Origin of the sequence: Clostridium lacusfryxellense, assembly GCF_018861735.1 — a bacterium.
Classification (GTDB): Bacteria; Bacillota; Clostridia; order Clostridiales; family Clostridiaceae; genus Clostridium_AD; species Clostridium_AD lacusfryxellense.
Genome location: NZ_JAHLEB010000140.1, coordinates 1 through 1454 on the forward strand (window position 1 = coordinate 1; position 1454 = coordinate 1454).

The following is a 1454-nucleotide window of genomic DNA, read 5'->3' on the forward strand; positions in this document are numbered from 1 at the left end:
CTTTCATTTTTTTCTTAGTCTTTTTTCTTTGGTCTTTCTTTTTCTCTTTATGCTCTTTATTTTTTTCTTTTTCTTGGTCTTTTCTTTTTCTCTTTTGCTCTTTATTTTTTTGCTTACCCATTTTACCCTTTCATTAATATTATCTTTCTTTTGTATGCTTTTGATTCTGGTAGCATTCTCATTAAAAAAAAATTCAACGCGTTGACTTTTTTTTTATTATATTGACTCCGTCGATATTGATAATGCACCAGAAAGCCTACTCCCCACCGAAACGTAGTTTCGTAAAATATTTTATAAATCCTTTGATACTAGTATACCGATTGCATTATGCAATATTTTATGGTAACATGAATATGAAACGCAATGTGTAAGCCGTATTTCATTTTTATATTACACTAAACTACCAAATAATACAATAGTTTTTACCTAAATCATGCTAAAGTTTTTTTGGGACGAAAAAAAAACGCCTTAGCATAGCTTTAGCATTTCAATTTTATCTTTCATTTCAAAGTGATTTTTAACTTCTTTAAATCCTCGGTAAGAATGTTGTTTTACTTTATTCAAATACTAATTTAAAATGTGTTATAATATTTAAAGGTGGTGAACTAAATGGAAGAAATTAAAAAAATGCTTATCCAATTGATGGAAGGTCAAGAAGCAATTAAAATAGAGATTGGGAGTATGAAAAATGATATCGGCGGTATGAAAAATGATATTAAAAAAATAGATTTCAAAATAGAGAAACTAGATAAAAAAGTAGATTTTTCACTAGAAGGTCATAAAACTAATACTGAACAATTGAACAGAATAGAAAATGAAGTTTCAAAACAACAAGAATTTATTTTAAAAAAAGTCAAATAATTTTAATAAAAAAAGCAGCCCTTTGAGGTTGCTTTTTTTATTCTTAAATGTAACCATTATAAAAAATGTTGAACTAATCCGCTATGAAAATGTATTAGTTCATGCCCATCTATAATAAATTAAAATAAATCGCTTAAAAGGAATAGCCGGAAAAACTGTTGTAAACTTGTGGGAAAGTTGAGGAACGAAAGTTATCCATGAGTTTTCAATAGTTTTGAGGAAGATCAAAGGGGAAAGGACTTTTTAAAAACTATCTGGATAACAATAATCACTTTGTTTCATATTAATTTATACTTTTATTGCTACGGATAATTTTTAAAACATCTTCTTCTGTTAATATTCCTTTAAGGTAATCTTCTAAAATTTTAGTTTCATTTTCTGTAAGGATCATTCCTTCCATTTCAACAGTAGCCTTTGCATTGGCTAAACTTTGTCTGTCCTCTTTAGATAATTCTTTAGTCAATATTAAATTCCTCCTTATCGGGGTATGAAGAACATAGCTGTCACCAGAAGCAATAGGAAAGTTCCGAATTTCATTTTGAAACTTGAACTTAGGTGTATTTAGAGCCTTTTGTTGAGTGTTTTAGATTGAT

Annotated in this window: 2 protein-coding genes; one reads left to right on the forward strand and one right to left on the reverse strand. The window is 27.9% G+C overall.

The window, feature by feature from the left end; all coding sequences use genetic code 11:
- Window positions 1–609: 609 nt before the first annotated feature.
- The gene (locus KPL55_RS25645) at window positions 610–861 is read left to right on the forward strand and encodes a hypothetical protein (RefSeq protein WP_216309574.1); all 252 of its coding nucleotides are present in this window, start codon (window positions 610–612) and stop codon (window positions 859–861) included.
- A 283-nt stretch (window positions 862–1144) separates the two neighbouring features.
- On the opposite strand, the gene KPL55_RS25650 is transcribed toward KPL55_RS25645, so the two are convergent.
- Entirely contained in the window at window positions 1145–1324 is a 180-nt protein-coding gene (locus KPL55_RS25650; RefSeq protein ID WP_216309575.1) for an antitoxin VbhA family protein, read from the reverse strand.
- Window positions 1325–1454 lie beyond the last annotated feature (130 nt).

Excerpts from the sequence above, each read along its gene's own strand:
- KPL55_RS25645 (WP_216309574.1), top strand. The coding sequence starts at position 610 with ATGGAAGAAATTAAAAAAATGCTTATCCAATTGATGGAAGGTCAAGAA.